The organism is Helicobacter rodentium ATCC 700285, assembly GCF_000687535.1.
Lineage (GTDB): Bacteria > Campylobacterota > Campylobacteria > Campylobacterales > Helicobacteraceae > Helicobacter_D > Helicobacter_D rodentium.
Genome location: NZ_JHWC01000004.1, coordinates 46,922 through 63,430, shown reverse-complemented (window position 1 = coordinate 63,430; position 16,509 = coordinate 46,922). Strand labels below are relative to the sequence as shown.

16 protein-coding genes are annotated in these 16,509 nt (G+C 37.7%); 5 read left to right on the top strand and 11 right to left on the bottom strand.

Going from position 1 to position 16,509, the window contains the following annotated elements; all coding sequences use genetic code 11:
• Positions 1-77 precede the first annotated feature (77 nt).
• The 4 genes from BS85_RS0103985 to argF are packed head-to-tail and all read right to left on the bottom strand — an operon-like array spanning position 78 to position 4,108.
• Positions 78-1,391 carry a (Fe-S)-binding protein gene (locus BS85_RS0103985; protein ID WP_026943668.1) on the bottom strand — a complete coding sequence of 438 codons (1,314 nt, stop codon included), beginning with the start codon at positions 1,389-1,391 and terminating at the stop codon, positions 78-80.
• Positions 1,392-1,400: 9 nt separating this feature from the next.
• Positions 1,401-2,774, bottom strand: coding sequence for an oxygen-independent coproporphyrinogen III oxidase (gene hemN, locus BS85_RS0103980; RefSeq protein WP_026943667.1), 1,374 nt, complete (start codon positions 2,772-2,774; stop codon positions 1,401-1,403).
• Between the two features lie 12 nt (positions 2,775-2,786).
• Complete coding sequence (locus BS85_RS0103975) at positions 2,787-3,209, bottom strand: DUF2603 domain-containing protein (protein ID WP_026943666.1); 423 nt, start codon at positions 3,207-3,209, stop codon at positions 2,787-2,789.
• Complete coding sequence (gene argF / locus BS85_RS0103970; RefSeq protein ID WP_026943665.1) at positions 3,188-4,108, bottom strand: ornithine carbamoyltransferase; 921 nt, start codon at positions 4,106-4,108, stop codon at positions 3,188-3,190. The genes BS85_RS0103975 and argF overlap by 22 nt, the downstream gene beginning before the upstream one ends.
• Before the next feature lie 115 nt (positions 4,109-4,223).
• Here argF and hypA point away from each other — a divergent pair, with 115 nt between their 5' ends.
• On the top strand, positions 4,224-4,568 hold the full coding sequence (gene hypA, locus BS85_RS0103965) for a hydrogenase/urease nickel incorporation protein HypA (RefSeq protein ID WP_026943664.1): 345 nt from the start codon (positions 4,224-4,226) through the stop codon (positions 4,566-4,568).
• Between the two features lie 140 nt (positions 4,569-4,708).
• On the top strand, positions 4,709-5,020 hold the full coding sequence (locus tag BS85_RS11310) for a hypothetical protein (protein WP_156938042.1): 312 nt from the start codon (positions 4,709-4,711) through the stop codon (positions 5,018-5,020).
• A gap of 27 nt (positions 5,021-5,047) precedes the next feature.
• Here BS85_RS11310 and selD read toward each other — a convergent pair whose 3' ends face one another.
• Positions 5,048-6,049: a selenide, water dikinase SelD gene (gene selD, locus BS85_RS10205; protein ID WP_051604678.1), complete on the bottom strand. Its 1,002-nt coding sequence runs from the start codon at positions 6,047-6,049 to the stop codon at positions 5,048-5,050.
• Positions 6,050-6,217: 168 nt separating this feature from the next.
• On the opposite strand from selD, the gene BS85_RS0103955 reads away from it, so the two are divergent.
• Positions 6,218-6,994 carry a sulfite exporter TauE/SafE family protein gene (locus BS85_RS0103955; RefSeq protein ID WP_026943663.1) on the top strand — a complete coding sequence of 259 codons (777 nt, stop codon included), beginning with the start codon at positions 6,218-6,220 and terminating at the stop codon, positions 6,992-6,994.
• Between the two features lie 140 nt (positions 6,995-7,134).
• On the opposite strand, the gene BS85_RS0103950 is transcribed toward BS85_RS0103955, so the two are convergent.
• Entirely contained in the window at positions 7,135-9,807 is a 2,673-nt protein-coding gene (locus tag BS85_RS0103950; RefSeq protein WP_051604677.1) for a valine--tRNA ligase, read from the bottom strand.
• A 147-nt stretch (positions 9,808-9,954) separates the two neighbouring features.
• Here BS85_RS0103950 and fliW point away from each other — a divergent pair, with 147 nt between their 5' ends.
• Positions 9,955-10,344, top strand: coding sequence for a flagellar assembly protein FliW (fliW, locus tag BS85_RS0103945; RefSeq protein WP_026943661.1), 390 nt, complete (start codon positions 9,955-9,957; stop codon positions 10,342-10,344).
• A gap of 5 nt (positions 10,345-10,349) precedes the next feature.
• The gene (locus BS85_RS0103940; protein WP_026943660.1) at positions 10,350-12,383 is read left to right on the top strand and encodes an ATP-dependent helicase; all 2,034 of its coding nucleotides are present in this window, start codon (positions 10,350-10,352) and stop codon (positions 12,381-12,383) included.
• A gap of 83 nt (positions 12,384-12,466) precedes the next feature.
• Here BS85_RS0103940 and BS85_RS11305 read toward each other — a convergent pair whose 3' ends face one another.
• The 5 genes from BS85_RS11305 to recR form a co-directional block, all read right to left on the bottom strand.
• Positions 12,467-12,742 carry a hypothetical protein gene (locus tag BS85_RS11305; protein WP_156938041.1) on the bottom strand — a complete coding sequence of 92 codons (276 nt, stop codon included), beginning with the start codon at positions 12,740-12,742 and terminating at the stop codon, positions 12,467-12,469.
• Positions 12,729-13,946: an ammonium transporter gene (locus BS85_RS0103930; RefSeq protein ID WP_026943659.1), complete on the bottom strand. Its 1,218-nt coding sequence runs from the start codon at positions 13,944-13,946 to the stop codon at positions 12,729-12,731. Before BS85_RS0103930 ends, BS85_RS11305 begins: the two co-directional genes overlap by 14 nt.
• Before the next feature lie 103 nt (positions 13,947-14,049).
• Positions 14,050-14,397, bottom strand: a complete 348-nt coding sequence (locus tag BS85_RS0103925; RefSeq protein WP_026943658.1) for a P-II family nitrogen regulator — start codon at positions 14,395-14,397, stop codon at positions 14,050-14,052.
• A 281-nt stretch (positions 14,398-14,678) separates the two neighbouring features.
• The gene (locus BS85_RS0103915) at positions 14,679-15,896 is read right to left on the bottom strand and encodes a potassium/proton antiporter (RefSeq protein ID WP_026943657.1); all 1,218 of its coding nucleotides are present in this window, start codon (positions 15,894-15,896) and stop codon (positions 14,679-14,681) included.
• 22 nt (positions 15,897-15,918) lie between these two features.
• Positions 15,919-16,491 carry a recombination mediator RecR gene (recR, locus tag BS85_RS0103910; RefSeq protein ID WP_026943656.1) on the bottom strand — a complete coding sequence of 191 codons (573 nt, stop codon included), beginning with the start codon at positions 16,489-16,491 and terminating at the stop codon, positions 15,919-15,921.
• Between the last annotated feature and the right edge of the window lie 18 nt (positions 16,492-16,509).

Genomic DNA, 16,509 nt, shown 5'->3' with positions numbered 1-16,509 from the left:
CTATCTAAAAAACATAAACAGAATATTAACAACTGACTAATATAATGAAATTTACCAATATTTTTATTTGCAATACTTTATGGATTGCATTCTTGAATCGCTTTAGCAATCAATTCCAAAGGATGCAAAAATGTAATCTCTACTTGCTCTTGATGTAAAGCATTGGTTAATTGCATACGACAAGCACTGCATTCTGCCGCAACAAAATCTGCCTGTGTCTTTTGAATCATTTTTGCTTTCTTGCTTCCCACTTTACTTGCTAACTCAAAATGTTCTGTCTGCATTGTAACTCCACCAAAGCCACAACACAAGCTAGAATCCGCCATTTCAATGAGTTGATAATTTTGTTCTAATAACTTGCGTGGCTCTTGATAGATTCCAAGCACTTTTCTAGCATGGCAAGGGTCGTGATAAGTTACACTTTTTATTTGCTGATTATTTTTTTGTATCTTTTTTAAATACTCTACCAAATGTGTTTTGGATTCTAAGTATTGGGTTGCCATATAGATTTTTGGCAAAAGCTTTTCTATTCTCTGCTTTAACTCTAAATCTTTTTCCATAAAATGCTTCCAATCCTCTAGCACCATTGCACCACAAGTTGCCTCTGGAATCAAAATCGCATCCACCTCATCAATAAAACTTTCAAAATATTCTACATTCTGACGAATCAACACATCTACACTTGCAAAATCTCCCGTAAAATACGCTGGTGCGCCACAGCATTTCTGTCCTTTTGCAATCTTTGCACTAATACCCAATTTCTCCAAAATCACAAGCAAAGATTCACCCACATTTTTATAATTATAATTGCCTAAACAACCAATAAAAATTGCTACTTTTTTTTGTTCGGAAAGATTATTTTTTGATTTGGAAAAATCTATCTCCTCTGAATGAGAGTTTAAAAAACTTTGTTTTGCAATAGCTCCAAAGACTCTTTTTTTGACAAAGGGCAAAGTAAAATGTGGTTTAATAGAACTTCCATCTCTTGTCCTTTGGTAAAGCAAAGGAGAAAAAAACGCCCCTAGCTTAAAGCTAAAATCCATTATTTTTCGGTGTTTTAAAAGATAGAAAAAGGCGCGTTTAAACCAAGCGATTCCATATTTTTGCGCAATTTCATAACGAATATTTTCAATGAGAGTATCTGTTGGCAAAGAATTGGGACAAACACTTACGCAAGTTGTGCATAAAAAACAAGTTTCAAGGATATTTTTTGCATTTTTATCCAAAGGAACCTCTCCACGTTGATATGCGCCCAAAATATCAATAAACCCACGCGGTGAAGTTGCTTCATCGCCATTGATACTAAAGATTGTGCAATCAGGCAAACATTTACCACATTTTACACACGCATTACTGGTCTTTAGATAATCATAGTCATCAAAATGCGCCATAGTTTCCCTTTAAATCGTCTTACTAAATACTTTTTGGTTTGTGTTGATTTTTTTTAGATATGCGTCAAAGGGCATAGCAATATTACGAATCAACAATGCACCCGTTTGACTTACTTCAATCCCACTCTCACTCACAAAAACCAATCCTGCTTCTTGCAGAGGCTTTAATTCCTCCAACGCGCTTTTAAAATATTCTTTAAAATCAATTTGGAATTGCGTATTAATCGCATTAAATTCAAGCTTAAAATTACTCATTAGTTGCATAATTACCGCTTTTCTCACTCTATCATCAAAACTTAGCTCAATCCCTTTTGCAAAAGGCAAACGCCCATTATCTAGCGCATTTTGATATTGTGGCAAATCTTTATAATTTTGCGCATAATAAGAACCTCCCCCACCAATAGAAGTTAATCCTATGCCAATAGTTTGTGTGCCACCTTGAGTGCTATAGCCTTGAAAATTTCTCTGCAACTGCCCTTTTTGTATGGATTTAAACAATTCATCTTCAGGCTTTGCAAAATGATCCATTCCTATCATTTTATAACCTTGTTGCAACAAATAATGAATCGTCCATTCTAGGATTCTTAGTTTCTCCTCTGGTTGCGGGAGTGTCGTTTCATCAATTTTTCGCATTGTTTTTTTAATCCAAGGCACATGAGCATAATTAAAAATAGCAAATCTATCAGGATTCAAACGCACACAAGATTCCAAAGTCTGCTTAAAAGTCTCTAAACTCTGATAAGGCAAACCATAAATTAAATCAAAATTAATAGAGGAAATTCCAAACGCCCTTGCTAAATTAATAGATCGCTCCACAAGAGCAAAAGGTTGGATTCTGTGGATTGCACCCTGCACCTTTTCATTAAAATCTTGGATTCCAAAACTTAAACGATTGAATCCCCCCTGCTTCAAGACTTGCATTTGCGATTCATCAAAAAATCTAGGGTCAATCTCACAAGCAATTTCTGCATTCTTATCAAAGTTTGGAAAAGTCTCTTTCAATAATCCAATAAGAATCTCTAGTTCTTGTGCATTAAAGAATGTAGGAGTTCCACCACCAAAATGCAACTGATACACGGGCTTTGCTGTATCCATTGCATTTTTAAGGAGATTGAGCTCCTTTTTTAAATATTCCAAATAAATTGCTTTATTTTCTTCTTTACTTGTATAAATGACATTACAACCACAAAAATAACATGCACTGCGACAAAAGGGCAAATGCACATAAAGCGAAAGAGGGCTTAAATCCGCCTTTAAATCCTTTAAATATGAATCCAAAGTGTAATTTTCACTAAATTCAACTGCAGTAGGATAGCTAGTATAACGCGGTCCGGGCTTAGAATAAGTGGCAAATTGTTTAAAATCAATTGTGTCGGATTGCATTAAAATCCTCCCTTAAAATGGACTGGGAATTTTAGAAACCTCAAAAAACAAATAAGGATAACGTTTTTTAAGGTTTTTTACCAAAGCTTTTGGTTCTTTCCTGTAATTTTTCACTTCTTTTAATGCAATACACCAAACATCTTCAAAATCAATCGGGACATTATAATGAATTTCTTGCTCTAACTTAAAAAGATATTTATCTATTTCAAGTTGCTTAGCGGACTTTAAGAGCTGTTGCATATTTTTTTTAGAAATAAGATAAAACTCTTGTTTATTTTTATCCTCAAAGCGATAAGTCAAATCCTCATTTAATGCAGAATCATAAATCACAGATTCCGCATTGGAACTCTTTAAAATCTCTTGCATAGAATCATACGCATTACTTGCTTGTTGAACCGAGTTTGTTTGTTTTATTAACGGCTTTTGTGTAGCCAAACCATCACTCCTTTTTGAATATGTAGGCGATTTTCAGCCTCTTGAAAAATTTTGCTTTGATTGGATTCTAATACTTCTTCGCTGACTTCTTGCCCACGATAAGCTGGTAAGCAATGCAAAAAGATAGAATCACTTTTAGCAAGCCCCATCAATTCAGAATCTACGCAATAATCCTTGAAATCCCGCTTTCTTTTGTCTTTTTGCTCTTCTTGCCCCATAGAAGCCCAAGTATCGGTAGTTACAACATCCGCCCCTGCGACAGCCTCTCTTGGATTATCGCTTAACAAAATTTTTGCGCCTGAAATTCTAGCGAAACTTTCTGCTTTTTTCAGAATCTCTTTGGAAACTTCATAGCCTTTAGGTGAAGCAATACGCAAGGTAAAACCAAGCTTAGAAGTAAGCATAAGCCAAGAATGCGCCATATTGTTTCCATCTCCAATATAAGCAACAATGGGATTCTTATCCTTGCCGCACTCTTGCATTGTCATAAAATCAGCCAATAATTGCATTGGGTGAAAATCATCGCTTAAACCATTGATTACGGGAACTTTAGAATACTTCGCAAACTCCTCTAAGCGCGAATGCTGATGTGTCCTCATCATTACTAAATCCACCATAGAGGATAACACCCGCGCCGTATCTTTAATCGGCTCACCACGTCCAAGCTGGGTATCATTGCTAGAGAGAAAGATTCCATTGCCACCTAGCTGATAAATCCCAGTTTCAAAGCTCACACGCGTTCTTGTAGAGCTTTTTTCAAAAATCATACCCAAAGTTTTATGCGCAAGTGGTTTGCTATAAATTCCGCTTTTTACTTCGTTTTTGAGAGTTTTAGCAAGATTTAAGATTTCTAAAATTTCCTCTTTACTAAAATCCGCCAAAGTCAAAAAATGTCGCATTTTGTAACCTCAAAAAATTGAAATAAAAGTTTTATTTTACCTAATCAAGCTACAATAAAACTTTAAACAAAATAAAAGGCTTATCATACAATAATTTTCATAAAAAAGGTTGATTATGCACGAATTTTCTATTGTTTCCTCTCTTTTGGAATCTTGCGAAGAAATTGCACAAGAAAATAATGCAACAAAAATTCTTAAGATTTATTTGGAGATTGGTGAGCGTAGCGGAGTGAATATTGCGCTACTTAGGAGTGCATTTAGCGAATTTAAACTAGGTAGCCTCTGTGAGGAGTCTCAATTATTGATTCAAGAATCCAAAGTGGAACTTGTATGTGATTCTTGTCATCAAAAAAGCATTGCAAAAAAGTTAGACTACACACACTGCCCACAATGCGGTAGCAAAGAGGTTAAAATCATTAAGGGCAATGAAATGTTGCTTTTGCGTTTAGAAATGGAATGAATGGTTAGCATTCCATATATTCTTTATCTATAAAAAATTGCAAGAATAAAAAACTCTTACCACCTTTTCATCGCTAGAGATTCTTTAAAATCCCACAGCGCACAATCCACAAGGATTTTACCCATACTTGCAAATCTATAATGTTGAATTACTTTAGGTTTTCTACTTTGTCATTGCGAGAATGCGTAGCATTCGTGGCAATCTATAATCGTGCGTATTCAAGATTTTACAATGGAATCCCTAAAGCAGTTCTGTATTATGGATTGCTTCAGCTAAAGCCTTGCGAGGATGCGGTAAAAAGCGTAAGATACGCTATGTTGTGGGGATTGCCTCGCATTGCATTGCAATTCTCGCAAGGCAGGTGTTTAGAAATGCAAAACTTAGACTACTTACGATTCTATGAATGCAGAATCACACCTGCAATCATAGAACCAAACAAAGCAACAATATAAGCCTCACGCTTGTTAAGAGAAACAAAATCATTCTATAAAAATTCTTGCCTTTTTTTGTGAATTTGCAAGATGAGATTCTATGCGCCCAATGATTTTTGCAGATTCTATGCCATTGTCTTGTAATTTTGCTAGAAGTGTTTTTGCTTCTGTTTGCGGCAGAGCAAACACCAATCCACCCGAAGTTTGCGCGTCAAATAGCAAGATTTCCAAGTCTTTAAATTTAGAATCCTTTGAAAGATGAAATGCACATAAATGCCTAATTGCGCGTTCATTGCCACAACTTCCACCCGGAACAATTCCCATTTTTGCAAATTCAATCGCCTCTTCTACCAAAGGAATTGCTTGGGATTCCAAACAAATGTTAATCTTTGGATTAAGCATTTCACTCAAATGCCCCAAAAGCCCAAATCCCGTAATATCTGTGCAAGCGTGAATATTAAAATCACCTGCAATCTCACAAGCGCGGCGATTGAGTGTCGCCATAATCTGCGCGATTTTATCTGCTACTTTAGAATCTAACATATTTGCCTTTAATGCTGTGGTTAGCACACCCATACCAATAGGCTTTGTGAGAATCAAAACATCGCCCACTTGTGCGCCATTATTGCGCCAAATCTTTTGTGGATTAACTACTCCACTCACACTTAAACCATACTTTTGCTCACTATCAGACACGGTATGTCCGCCAACTAGCACACCCCCCGCTTCTTTGATTTTAGATAATCCTCCCTCTAAAATCGCGTGTGCATAATCTTGTGGAATCCGACAAGAATCCCACATCATAAGGTTTAGGGCGCATTTCACAACTCCACCCATTGCATACACATCGCTAAGCGCATTTGCTGCTGCAATCTGCCCATAGACAAAGGGGTCATTCACCACAGGCGTGATAAAATCCGCTGTCTGCACGAGGGCTAAATCGGGTGTGAGCTGATAAACCCCCGCGTCCTCATTGCCTCTAAAATCCACCAAAACATTCGCGTCTTCTTCGTTGCTTAAGGAGCTAGCAATTTGTGAGAGGTCGTCCAGACCTACTTTACCCGCTCAACCAGCAACTTTGACAAATTGTGTAATTTTAATTTCTTCTTTATTTGTTTGCATTGTATTTTCCAAATCTGTTTCATAGAGATTCTAACTATTTTACCTTATTTCCAATTATTTTTTGGCAAAATTGCACAAAATTTTTAAGGCTTTTGTATGGAATGGTTCGCCCTAGACTTTTCATTTGTTCTTGCGCTTTTTATCATAGGAATTTTTACAGGAATCCTAGCGGGATTCTTTGGAATTGGAGGCGGAGCGATTATCGTGCCTTTAATGATTTTACTAGGAAATGACATAAAAATTGCGATTGGAATCTCCATTATGCAGATGATTTTTTCCTCTGTTTATGGCTCTTATATTAATTACAGACAAAGTAATTTAGAGTTTAAAGATAGTCTTTATGTGGGGCTTGGGGGGTTGATTGGCGCAGCCTTTAGCGGTATCGTAGTTGATAGTGTCCCCTCAAGCATTTTGGAGGGATTCTTTACACTCTTTATCCTCTATTCCCTTGTGAAGCTGTTTAAGGCAAACGCTTATGGCGGAGAAAGTCGCTTAGGCAATGGAATCAGTGCAAAACTATTTCTCATAGGCTGTGGCTGTGTCGTAGGCGTCTTTGCGATTTCACTTGGAATCGGGGGAGGAATGATGTTATCCCCACTTCTTGCCTATTATTTAGGGTATAGTAGCAAAAAGATTATTCCGCTCTCGCTTTTCTTTATCATTTTTTCCTCTGTTTCGGGATTTACTTCCTTAGCAATGCACGGCTATGCAGACTTTAGACAAGGCGTGATTGTTGGTATTGCTTCACTGATTGGTGTGCGCATAGGAATTTGGCTACTTAGTATCATAGATGCCAAAAAACACAAATACGCACTACTTGTAATGTATTGCCTTGTGCTTAGCATTATGCTTAAAAAAATGTTTTGGGGTTAAGAACTCTTAAATTTGCTCTTGCAGGGAAACTTTAGCTTTTTATAGCAACCTAAGTCATATTGCAAATTAGCAATGATACTACCTTGTCATCGCAAGATTCTGCAAGGAATCACAGCGTACTTTCATCATTGCAAAGAAAGTTACTGCTGCAATGCCTCTAGCTCTTGGGTAAGTTTTGCTAATTTCTGTCTTTGTTCCTCTAATGCCTGTTTGTTTGTCTCTAGCACATTTTGAGGAGCATTAGCGACAAATTTTTCGTTGCTTAGCATTCCCTCTAACTTTGCGATTTCTTTTTGCGCTTTCTCTGCTTGTTTGCTCAATCTTGCGATAATAGGGGCTAAATCAATGGTATCGGTAGGCAAATAGGATTCTAGCTTATCTGCAATATCCACAATACAATTTGGAATCTTATCCTCCACAATCTCTAGCGATTCCACTTTTGCTAATTTGCAGACATAACCCACAAATAAGTTCTGCATAAAATCAGGAATTTTCACATTGACATAGGCTTTTGCGATTTTTTGATTTGCTAAATCTATCGTGGCTTTTGCGCGGCGAATCGACACAATAGAATCCAAAATTAGCTCAAAAACAGCAAAATTCTCCGCATTTTCATATCTAAAACTCGGATATTCTCGCACCATTATAGAACCACTTTGCTCTAGTGTGCTACCATCTAATTTATGCCACAAATAATCGCTAATAAAGGGCATATAAGGGTGCAGTAGCTTCATTGCTTCCTTAAAGATCGCGCCAAGCTCTATAATAGAATCCTTATCCACCTTGCTAAGCTCAATCCCCCAATCGCAAAACTCTCCCCACAAAAAGCGATAAAGCGTGTTTGCACCATCGTTAAAGCGATAGGATTCCAAACACTCACGCACTTCGGCAATGTTTTTGCTAAGAAGTTGCGCTAAATATTTGCCAAGTGGCGTTTTAATCTCTTTTAGCTCACTAAGGTTTGGAAATTTCTCCGCATTTAAAAGCAAGAAATTACACGCATTATAAAGCTTGTTTGTGAAGTTTTTAGAAATTTCTAGCTGGTTTGGCACAAGCTTGACATCACGCCCTTGCGCACACAGAATCGCAAGAGTGAAGCGCAACACATCGGCACTATATTCCTCAATCTTTTCTAAAGGATCTACAATATTTCCCTTAGACTTGCTCATTTTATTACCAAACTCATCTCGGACAAGTGCGTGCAGATAAATATCGGGATAAGGAAGCTTGGAGAGAAAGTGTTCCCCCATCATCAGCATTCTAGCAACCCAAAAAAACAAAATATCAAAGCCTGTAATAAGCAAAGAATTGGGGTAAAATTCCTCCAAATCGTTTGTTTGCCATACCTCGCCCTCGCCCCATTTACCATTGCCAAAACCAAGTGTTGAAAAGGGCCAAAGCGCAGAACTAAACCAAGTGTCTAACACATCACAATCCTGCCTTATTGCCTCACTTCCGCAGTGTTTGCAAACCTTTGGGGATTCCACACTTGCAAATTGCCCACCACAAGAATCGCAATAAAATACCGGAATCTGGTGTCCCCACCAAAGCTGCCTTGAAATGCACCAATCCCGCAATTCCCTCATCCACGCATTATAATTATTTTTCCATTGCGGTGGATAGAAATGACTCACATCGGCATTGATTTTTTCAATTGCTTTTTGTGCCGCTTCTTTTTTTAAAAACCACTGCTTGGAAATATAAGGCTCTACGATATTTCCACAACGATAACAATGCCCTGTCTTGTTTTTATACTCCTCAATTTTCTCCACAAAACCCAACGCTTCTAGCTTTTCAATGATTTGCCCTCGTGCTTCTAGCCGCTCCAATCCTGCAAACTCTCCCGCATTTTCATTGAGGATTCCGTGTTTATCAAAGATGACAATTTGTTCTAAATTATGCCGCTTACCCACTTCATAGTCGTTTGTGTCGTGTGCTGGAGTTACCTTAACCGCACCTGTCCCAAACTCCATATCCACGTGCGAATCGGCAATGATTGGAATCTCACGATTCAAAAGTGGCAAAATCACCTTTTTGCCCACAAGATGAGAAAACCTAGAATCCTCTGGATTCACCATTACCGCACTATCGCCAAAGTAAGTTTCTGGGCGCGTAGTCGCCACCACAACATAGTCTTTAGAATCCTTTAGAAAATAACGCAAATAATAAAGCTTACCATTGTTTTCTTGGTATTCCACCTCCACATCGGAGAGCGCACCATCGTGGGTGCACCAATTCACCATATATTTGCCCTGAATAATCAATCCCTCATCATATAGCTTGACAAAAGCCTCTTTTACAGCATTTTGCAAACCCTTATCCATTGTAAAGCGCGTCCGACTCCACGCAGGGGAGGAACCTAGTTTTCGCATTTGGTTTAGAATCATTCCACCGCTTTTTTCTTTCCACTCCCATACTTTTTCTACAAATTTTTCGCGCCCCAATTCCTCTTTCTTGATTCCTTGTGCAAGAAGTTGCTTTTCTACAACATTTTGCGTTGCGATTCCTGCGTGATCTAATCCGGGCTGCCAAAGTGTCTTAAAGCCGTCCATTCGTTTATAGCGCACGATGATGTCAATGAGTGTATGATTAAGTGCGTGTCCGATATGCAAACTTCCTGTTACATTAGGAGGTGGTAGCATAATACAGAATCTCTTGTCTGCTTTTTGAATTTTTTGATTGCCATTTACTTCAAAATAACCCGCTTCCTCGCAGAATTTATAATAAGCCGATTCTATCTCTTTGGGTTGATAAGTATTTGCTTCCTTTGTGGTTTGCCCATTGGTTGGATTTTTGGTTAAATTTTCTTGCATACAAGTCCTTGCCTAGTTTAAAAACTTGGAATAGTTTTTGCTAGTTTGAGTTTTGAATTTGGAATTTTACCAAAAAATTTAAATTTCTTTAATTTTGGAATCAAAAATTATGGTAAAATACGCCATTACAAAAAAGGAGTTCAACCAATGAAAAACGAAAAATTTCAAGTAAAATCCCCAATTTTAGGGTTTGACAATATTCACGAAGTGAGTTTTGCAGAAGTAGATGATGGCGCATTAGCAGTCTTATCAATGGGCGAAAATGCAGAATTATTGCTTATTAACCCTTACAAAGTGCGTGAATACTCTTTTGAAGTGCCAACTGCAATCCAAACTCTACTAGATATAAAAGCAAACTCTAAGGTAAAGGTTTTCTGTGTCTTTGTACGTGAAAAAGAAGCAGAAGTGCGTATCAATTTCCTAGCACCCATTATCCTAAACTTTGACAACAATACACTTGCGCAAGTGGTGTTAAATATCAAAGATTATCCACACTTTGGTGTAGCAGAACCCATTAAAAACTATATCAAAGAATAATTAGGTTGCCCCTATCCCAACTGAACGACCAACAAAGGGAGGCTTCTTGCGCTCCTGCTGGGCATAATCTCATCATTGCTTCCGCAGGGACAGGCAAGACTTCTACGATTGTGGGTAGAATCTCTTATTTATTACACAACGGAATCACTCCAAGCGAAATCTTACTGCTTACCTTTACCAATAAAGCCGCGCAAGAAATGTTAGCAAGGCTCTCCCAAAAATTTGATTCTAAAATCATTAAAGGCATTGAAGCAGGGACTTTTCACGCGGTGGCTTATCGGCATCTTAAGGCAAAGGATTCCATTGCCTTAAAGCAGCCCAAAGAGCTTAAGGTATTATTTAAAAGCCTGTATGATAAACGCGTTTTTTTAAATCTATCCCAAACCCCTCCTTATGGAGCAAATTATTTATACGATTTATTCTCTCTGTATTTTAATGCAACCATCAATGAGGATTTCACAACTTGGCTAGAGCGCAAAAACGCAGAACAACTGCAATATGCAGAGATTTATTTAGATGTTTGGGAAGAATTTAAAGCTTTAAAGGCACAATATCACTATGTGGATTATAACGATTTATTGTTAAACTATAAAATCTCTATTGCACAATCTACTTCCCCCTATAAAGAAGTGTTGGTTGATGAATACCAAGACACGAATCCCTTGCAAGATTCCATTCTCCAAGCACTCAATCCCCCCTCTATCTTTTGTGTGGGCGATTATGACCAAAGTATTTATGCGTTTAATGGTGCAGACATTAGCATTATAGGAAGTTTTAAAGAGCGTTACAAAGAGGGTAGAATCTTTAGCTTAACCAAAAATTATCGCTCCACAGAACCGATTTTAAACCTTGCAAATCGCGTGATTGAAAAGAATCCGCGCATTTATCCCAAAAAACTAGAAGTGGTAAAAGAGCAAAACTTTGGCAATCCTGCACTGCTTGTGTATGAGGAGCTTTTCTTGCAATATGCTGGAATCGCAAATAAAATTAAACTCTCCAACCGCCCCTATAATGAGATTGCCGTAATTTTTCGCAACAATTCTAGTGCCGATGGCATTGAAGCAAGTCTGCGTGAGATTGGGATTCCAACGCGCCGCAAAGGTGGGGTGAGCTTTTTTGATTCCAAAGAAGTGGTGTATATGCTAAACCTCTGCACCCTACTCTTTAACCCTAAAGATATGATGGCATTTATCCACACTCTAAGCCACGCTAAAGGAATCGGAAACGCCTTAGCAAAGGATATTTATGAGGCTTTATTGCTCCTAGGACACGGGGATTTGAAGCGGGGGATTTTATATCCTGACAAAAGTATTAAAGAACCCTTTAAAAAAGGTGTGCAAAACACGCAGCTTGGGCTTTTTGATGATTTTGTAGAATTTAGCAATATAGCACGATTCCACACAATGCCTTTAGAGGAGGGATTTAAGGATAATGCGATTCTAAGCCACCCCAAACTTACTAAAGAGGGTGTGGAGTTTTTAAATGCGCTGTATTGCTTTTTTAGCTTTTTTAATGCGTATGATAAGCCCTATTATCTCATTTCAAAAATTAGTTCTTTGCCTATCTTTCAAATCGTAGCGCACAAACTAGCTAGAGAACGTTCTATCACAAAAGAGGGAAACATTAGCGAAGAAAGGCGCATAGAATCGCTAGAGAAAATCAACCGCAAAATGTCGCTTTTAAAAGATTTAGCAAGCCATTATGACGAGATTGGACGCTTTTTAAATGCAATGGTTTTAGGCTCTAGTGAGATGAGCGAGGGCGAGGGTGTGAATCTCCTTAGTATCCACGCTAGTAAAGGCTTAGAGTTTTCGGAAGTCTATATTGTGGATTTAATGGAGGGGCGATTCCCAAACAAGAAATTAATGCAGCAAGGCGGTAGTTTGGAGGAGGAGCGCAGGTTGTTTTATGTCGCAGTTACACGCGCAAAAGAAGTCTTATATCTAAGCTATGCCAAAAAAGACGCATTGAAAAATATTTCCTATGAGGGTTCTATTTTTCTTTATGAGGCAGGATTGCTCACAAATCGCCTATCATAGCAAATATTCTAAAGCGTCCTTTGCTATCAAGGAATAAAATATCCGCTATTTCATCAATGCAAAGCCTTTAGGGCTATAGTAATCTACAATCTTGCATTCTTTAAGGATTCCATTATTTGATTCACTTTTTGCTTGATTATAGATTGCTTTGTTCGCTTCACTCTCTCGCAATGACAAGGTGGTTCGCTTCTAGTCATTGCGAGAAAATTTGAAGAATTTTCGTGGCAATCTATAATCTTATCAATCAATAAAGACTCCATTATAAAGGCTTCTATATGCTGAATTATGGATTGCCACAACTTCTTACGAAGTCTCGCAATAATAATATGGCAAAGCACAGAATCCCTAACGATAGGCAATTTCTCCGTGCAAAGACTGATCTAAGCCATTTTCTTCTTGTGCCTCCTCCACGCGTAATGGCACAAACATACTAATGATTTTCAATACAACAAAACTCACAAATGCCGAAAGGACAAAACACGCAATAATTGCAAGGATTTGCACAAACAACAAATCAAAATTTCCACTATAAAACAATCCCTCCCCTACTGCTTCCTTGCTCACAATTTCATTTACAGAGCTTGTAGCAAAAAGTCCCGTTGCGATTCCTCCCCAGATTCCTCCCACTCCGTGCAATCCAAATGCGTCCAATGTATCATCATAACCAAGCTTGGATTTCATAAAGCTAATGGCAAAAAAACAAATAGGTGAAACCAAAAATCCAATTGCAATAGCCGAAAAAGGCGTTACAAATCCAGCAGATGGAGTAATAGCCACTAACCCAGCTACGATTCCTGTAATACTGCCAAGCAAGGTAGGTTTGCCATATTTTGTCCATTCAATGATTACCCAAGAAATCATCGCACCAGCAACCGCAAAATTTGTCGCCAAAAAAGCATTTACAGCAACAGAATTTACACTAAGAGCACTCCCTGTGTTAAAACCAAGCCAACCAATCCACAAAAAAATTGCCCCAATGAAAGACAAAGGGAGAGAGTGCGGGAGGATTCCTTTTCTAAATTTTCGTTTGCCAAGCATTAAACACCCAACAAGACCAGCCACACCTGCTGCAATATGCACCACTCCTCCTCCTGCAAAATCTAATGAGCCAATCTTCATAAGCCAACCTCCGCCCCACACCCAATGCGCTAGAATATCATAAACTAATGTACTCCAACAAAGAATAAAAATCAATAACACACCAAAGCGCATTCTTTCCACAAAAGAACCTGTGATGATTGCCGCCCCAATCACGGCAAATAACATTTGAAAAAACGCAAAAAGATTCTCCGAAACTAAGCCTACCATAGAATCTTGAATATTGATTAAGAAAATATGATTCAAATTACCAACAACTTGCCCCACATCATCGCCAAATGCAAGAGTATAGCCCAAAATTACCCATTGGACACAGAGCAAGGCAAAGAGGATTGTGCAATTTATTGTAGTGCTCAACACATTACCACGATGCACCATTCCACCATAAAACATTCCAAGTGCAGGTGTCATCAGCAAAACCAAACCAGAACACGCAATTAAAAATAAAGTATCCACAGCAGAAATTTCAGATTCCGCACCAAAAACTAAATTGCATAAGCCCAAAAATAGCAATACTTTTTTCATTGTTTTCTCCTATTGAATCCTCTTAAGTCTTGCAAACCTAAGATTAAATTGCGTCCTCTCCCTCTTGACCCGTGCGAATCCTAATAACATTACTAAGAGGTATAATAATAATTTTACCATCACCCACATTGCCCGTTTTCAAAGTAGTTTTTGTTACTTCTATAATTGTCTGCAACAAACTCTCTTTTGTAATGATTTCCACACGAATTTTTGGCAGCAAATCAATCGTAGTTTCATTACCACGATAGACTTCCGTTTTTCCTTTTTGATTACCTGCACCCATCACATTACTCACCGTCATACCCTTAATTCCTCTTTGCGCTAAAGCGTCTTTGAGGACATTTAACTTTTCTAAACGCGTAATAATTTCAACTTTATAGATTTTATTCATTTTTGCTCCAAATTTTGAACTTCAAAAAGAATTTTACAAAATATAAACTTAAATTTTATAATTAAATTTAATATTTAAGAAAAATAAAATATCACTTCATCGTTGAAAGAAATGAATGCAGCAAATAAAGTCTCCCACTTCGTCATCGCAAAGCCCTTTAGGGCTGTGGTAATCTATAATCTCAAACCAATAAAGATTCCACCACAAAAGTTTCTATATACTCAATTGCGGGAGTTTTGCAATAACAAAAATCAAAGATTTTTCCACGATAGATTGATGGTTTAATCTTTTTTATCCTCATCGTTCTCAATAATGCCCAAGCGTCTTGCAGCAAAATTCAAAGTCATACCCTGCACCAATACAGACACAAGCACCATAAAAAACACTACATTGAAAAATAATTGGGATTGCTCTAAGTTATACACAAAAGGATAAGTCGCAAGAATAATAGGAACTGCTCCACGCAAACCAACCCACGATATAAATGCTTTTTCGCGCTTATCGTATTTGCTCTTTGCCAAAGTAATAAATACACTCATTGGACGCGCAAAGAACATTAACACAAAAACTAAAATTAAAGCCTGTAAAGCAACCGCCGGAAGCTGTGAGGGAAAGACAAGTAGCCCAAGTACCAAAAATACAAGAATCTGCATCATCCAAGCAATCGCATCGTGAAAAGCAATAATATGGGATTTATAAGGAAAAGCAAATTTATTTGTCAAGATTCCAGCAATATAGATACTCAAATAACCATTACCCTTCAGCATCATAGAAAGCCCAAAAACCATAAAGAGCCACGCAACACTAATGAGTGGGTAGAGACCGGGTTGAGAAATGTTAATCTTTTCACAAATTTTCGGAAAAGCATAGCCACAGAGTAAGCCTATCGCACCTCCAACCGCAAATTGCGCTACAAATTGCACAATCCATTCTGTTACAGAAGTAACATTACTCATCACAATCAACTGCAATATGGTAATGGTTAGAAAAATTGCCATTGGATCGTTGCTTCCAGATTCCAATTCCAAAAGCGGTTGAATATTGTCTTTTAATCTAATCTTATGTGAGCGAAAAATCATAAACACAGCAGCCGCGTCCGTAGAAGACACAATAGAGCCAAGCAATAAAGCTTCTAGCATTGTTATATCCCACATTAGATAGATAAAACAAGCTAGAATTACAGCGGTAATTAAAACACCAAGTGTAGCTAACATTACACCGCTAATTAAGACTGGCTTAATATGCCCCCAATGAGTATCCAACCCACCACTATAAAGGATAAAAATCAGAGAAACAGAGCCAACCGCCTGCGCCAAGAGAGCATTGTCAAACTTAATCCCAACAATCCCTTCACTTCCAAGCAACATTCCTAGAATTAAGAATACCAACAACAATGGAAAGCCGACTTTTTCCGAAATTTTACTCGCATAGACACTGATAAATAAAATTATTCCTATCGCAATAATATACAAATGGAGATTATCAATAATTTCTGACAAAAGTTTCTCCTTTTAAATACTTTTAAATTTTTACACGTGATTGTAAAGCCCTAATAATAGAAAGCTGATCCACATTCTCTAAACTCACTCCCGTTGGAACACCTTGTGCAATTTTGGTAAATTGCAATCCTAAATGCTCTAACTTATCCTCTAAATACAACATCACACTATCATTTCCCAAAGTTGGACTGAATGCAAAAATAATCTCTTGGATACGATTCTTTTGAATCACTTCTTCTAAATGTTTCAAATCTAATTTTTCAAGGTTTTCAATGACAAAATATTTACCCAAAAATTCCCCACTTTCCTCTAATAAAAAAATTTCTCTAGGATTTGCCACAATACATAACTCGCCATTCTTGCGTGTATTATCGCTACAAATATTGCAGATTAAATCATTAGAGATTCCGCCACATTCCTCGCAAACAAGTAATTGCTGCACACAACATTCAATATTATGCGCAAGACTAAGTGCGCTAAATTTGTCCTCAAATGCCAAGAAATACGCCAAACGCATTGCGGACTTCCTACCAATGCTTGGGAGTTTTTCTAAGGATTCCACAAGTTTTGCAAAATTTTCAGGATAAGGCTTCATTGACTATCTATACCATAA